The sequence below is a fragment of the Sphingomonas asaccharolytica NBRC 15499 genome (genome assembly GCF_001598355.1).
In the GTDB taxonomy this organism is placed as follows: domain Bacteria; phylum Pseudomonadota; class Alphaproteobacteria; order Sphingomonadales; family Sphingomonadaceae; genus Sphingomonas; species Sphingomonas asaccharolytica.
On sequence record NZ_BCYU01000154.1, the window covers coordinates 1 to 3,430 of the forward strand.

The 3,430-nt window shown below is 65.9% G+C and carries 2 protein-coding genes and 1 pseudogene; 2 read left to right on the forward strand and 1 reads right to left on the reverse strand.

The window, feature by feature from the left end:
* Positions 1 to 931, forward strand: a pseudogene (locus SAS01S_RS22940) (hypothetical protein); the annotation flags it as partial.
* 173 nt (positions 932 to 1,104) lie between these two features.
* A complete protein-coding gene (locus tag SAS01S_RS21680; protein WP_066813260.1) occupies positions 1,105 to 3,039 on the forward strand; it encodes a CocE/NonD family hydrolase in 1,935 nt (644 codons plus the stop codon).
* Between the two features lie 37 nt (positions 3,040 to 3,076).
* On the opposite strand, the gene SAS01S_RS22945 is transcribed toward SAS01S_RS21680, so the two are convergent.
* Positions 3,077 to 3,430: hypothetical protein (locus SAS01S_RS22945; protein ID WP_169804999.1), on the reverse strand; the 354-nt coding region annotated here is incomplete at its 5' end.

The window sequence follows — 3,430 nt, forward strand, 5'->3', positions numbered from 1 at the left end:
GGCTCCAGCGCCCGCCGCCGCGCCGGCCAGCGAACCGGCGGCGCCTGCCGCCGACACGACGTCGACGCAGTCGAACACCACTACCACCGAAGTGCCGTTCTGGGCATGGGTTGCCGGCGGTATCGCGTTGCTCGCGGCCATTCTCGGCGCGGCGCTCGCCATGCGCGGCCGTCGTCGTGAGTATGAATATGAAGAGCCGGCCTATGTCGAAGACACCTATGTCGAGCCGCAGCCCGAACCCGTCGCCGTTGCCCCGGCGATCGAACCCGTCGCGGTGGCCAAAGTCGAGCCGCGCAAGGAACCTGAGTATCTGCGCCGCGGCGCACCGCTGGGCGCGACTGTGGCGGAGCCGATCGTCGCCGCGCCCGATGCGGTCGAGATGTCGACGCCGCCGGCCGACGAAGTGGCCGAGCTCACCGCCGGCACCGCGCCGGTCGCCGAGCGCCCGTGGCTCGAATTCGCCATGCGCCCGGTCCGTGCCGGCACCAATGTCGACGAAGCGCTGGTCGAAATCGAGCTGACCGTCGGCAATTCCGGCACCGTTCCCGCTCGGGACGTGCGCATCTCGACGTTCCTGCTGTCGAGCGATCCCAATGGGACCGAAATGGAGCGCTTGTTGCTGAGCCCGCCGTCCGATGCGACGACCGATCCCGTCACGATCAAGCCCGGTGAGGGCAAGCGGATCGACGCCACGCTGGCACTGCTCAAGTCGGACATGGGCGAGAATTTGCCCGACACGATCCGGCCGATCATCGTCGCCGATGCCCGGTACACGCTCGAAGACGGCAGCGAAGGCCGCACCTCGGCGTCGTTCACGATCGGTGTCACGCCCGAAGAAGGCGGCTCGGGCCTCGATCCGCTCGAACTCAGCCGTTCGTCGATGCACGAGAATGTCGGCGCCGAACTGCGCGGCGAACCGCAACACGCCTGACGCTCCCTCAGGCAAAAAGGCGCCCGTCCCGGACCTCCGGGGCGGGCGTTTTTGTATGCTGCGGGTGAAGCCGTCACCCCGGCATGACGGAGATTGGTCCACGACGGATTCGATTGCATCCCAGTGCCGTAGCGTCCTAGGACGCTACAACCCTCCCAAGGAGACTCTGTCGCATGATCAAGAAGTTGGCGCTATTGCCTCTGGTCGCTCTCGCATTCACTCCCGCGCTCGCGCAGCAGGTGCCGATATGGCCGCCCAAGGGGGACGACGTCCCGGCCAAGTTCACGCCGCCGGTCGCCGCCGATGCCGATTACATCAAGCGCGAAGTCATGATGCCGATGCGCGACGGGACCAAGCTCTATACCGTCATCGTCATTCCCAAGGGCGCGACCAACGCGCCGATCGTGCTGACGCGCACGCCGTACAACGCCAAGGGCAGGGCGAAGCGCGCCGACAGCGCGTCGATGCTCGCGACCCTGCCGCTGGCCGATGAGATCTTCGTCAAGGACGGTTATATCCGCGTCTATCAGGACATTCGCGGCAAATACGGGTCCGAAGGCGGCTATGTCGTGACGCGCCCGGTGGTCGGTCCGCTCAACGATACCAAGGTCGATCACACGACCGATGCCTATGACACGATCGACTGGCTGGTGAACAAGGCGAACCTGCCCGAATCCAACGGCAAGGTCGGGATGATCGGATCGTCCTATGAAGGCTTCACCGTGGTTATGGCGCTGCTCCATCCGCACCCCGCGCTCAAGGTCGCGGCGCCGCAGAGCCCGATGATCGACGGCTGGATGGGCGACGACTGGTTCCATTACGGCGCGTTCCGTCTGGCCAATATCGCCTGGCTCGGCGCGCAGACCGGCTATCGCGGCGAGGGCAAGGCGCCGCCGACCGGCGGGTATGACGATTACGACAATTTCCGCGAGATCGGCTCGGCCGGCGAGTGGGCGAAGAAATCGGGCTACGACCAATTGCCCTATTGGAACCGCATGTCGATGCACCCGGCCTATGACGCCTTCTGGTCGGGGCAGGCGCTCGACACATTGCTCGCCAAGAACCCGTCCGACGTGCCGACGATCTGGGAACAGGGGCTGTGGGACCAGGAAGATATGTGGGGCGCGATTCACAGCTACGAATCGCTGGTGAAGGCGGGCAAGGCCGGCAACAATTTCATCGTGATGGGGCCGTGGCGGCACAGCCAGATCAATCGCGTCGGTTCCGAGCTCGGGCCGTTCAAGTGGAACGGCGACACCGCGGCGCAATATCGCGAGGACATGATCCTGCCGTTCTTCAATCAATATCTGAAGGACGGCCCGGCGGTCAGCGTGCCGGCGGCGACGATCTACAATACCGGCGAAAACCATTGGGACCGCTTCAACGCCTGGCCGCTGGCCTGCGAGACCGGCTGCCCGTCGCCGCTCAAGCCGATCTACATGCAGGGCGATGACGGTCTCGGCTTCGACAAACGCGGGGAGGGTGGCGACAGCTATGTCTCCGATCCCGCCAAGCCGGTCCCGCACCTGCCGCGTCCGGTCAATTTCAACGACGGCCGCTGGGGCGATTGGCTGGTCCAGGACCAGCGCTCGTATGACGGCCGGCCCGACGTGTTGAGCTATGAGAGCCCGGTGCTCGACCAGGCGGTGCGCGTGTCGGGCGTGCCGATGGCGGACCTGTTCGCCAAGACCACCGGCACCGATGGCGATTTCGTGGTCAAGGTGATCGACGTCTTCCCGACCGAGAACCCGGCCGATCCCAAGATGGGCGGCTATCAGCTGGCGATCAGCCTCGACATCTTCCGCGGACGGTATCGCGACAGCTTCGCCAATCCGTCGCCGATCCCGGCGGGCAAGGTGCAGGAATACAAGTTCCGCCTGCCGGCAGTGAACCACGTCTTCCAGCCCGGCCATCGCATCATGATCCAGGTGCAATCGACGCTGTTCCCGCTCTACGACCGCAACCCGCAGAAATACGTCCCCAACATCTTTTACGCGAAGAAGTCGGACTATCAGAAGGCGACGGTGACGATCATGCGTGGCGGAAAGACGCCGAGCGCGGTGTGGCTGCCGGTCGTGCCGCTCGCCCCGCCGCAATTGATGCGCTAGGGGAGCTTTTTTCGCCGCTTGGTCGGCGGAGGTTCAGCTAGATCGTGCAATTGATGGGGTCGATGAGGGGTTTTGGAGTTTTGAAGCGCGCGAGCATGTTGCTCGCGGGGTTGGCAGTGCTGCCGGGGATGGCGGCTGCGCAGTCGACCGGCAGCACGCCGCCGCAATCGTCCATTCCCGATCTCGGCGGCTTCACCCTGCCGCCCAAGCCCAAGCCGACTCCCACCCCGCCGCCATCGGGGCCGATCGTCGCGCCGTTCAGCCGGCCGACGCCGATCCCGACCTTCGCGCCGACACCGACGCCGGCGCCGACGTCCAGCGCGGCAGTGACGCCGCCGCCTGTCGCGACGACGCGGCCCAGCACCACGGCGCCGGCGGCCACCCCGACACC

Bases quoted from the DNA above. Each gene is read 5' to 3' on its own strand.
- SAS01S_RS21680 (WP_066813260.1), top strand. From the start codon at position 1,105: ATGATCAAGAAGTTGGCGCTATTGCCTCTGGTCGCTCTCGCATTCACT.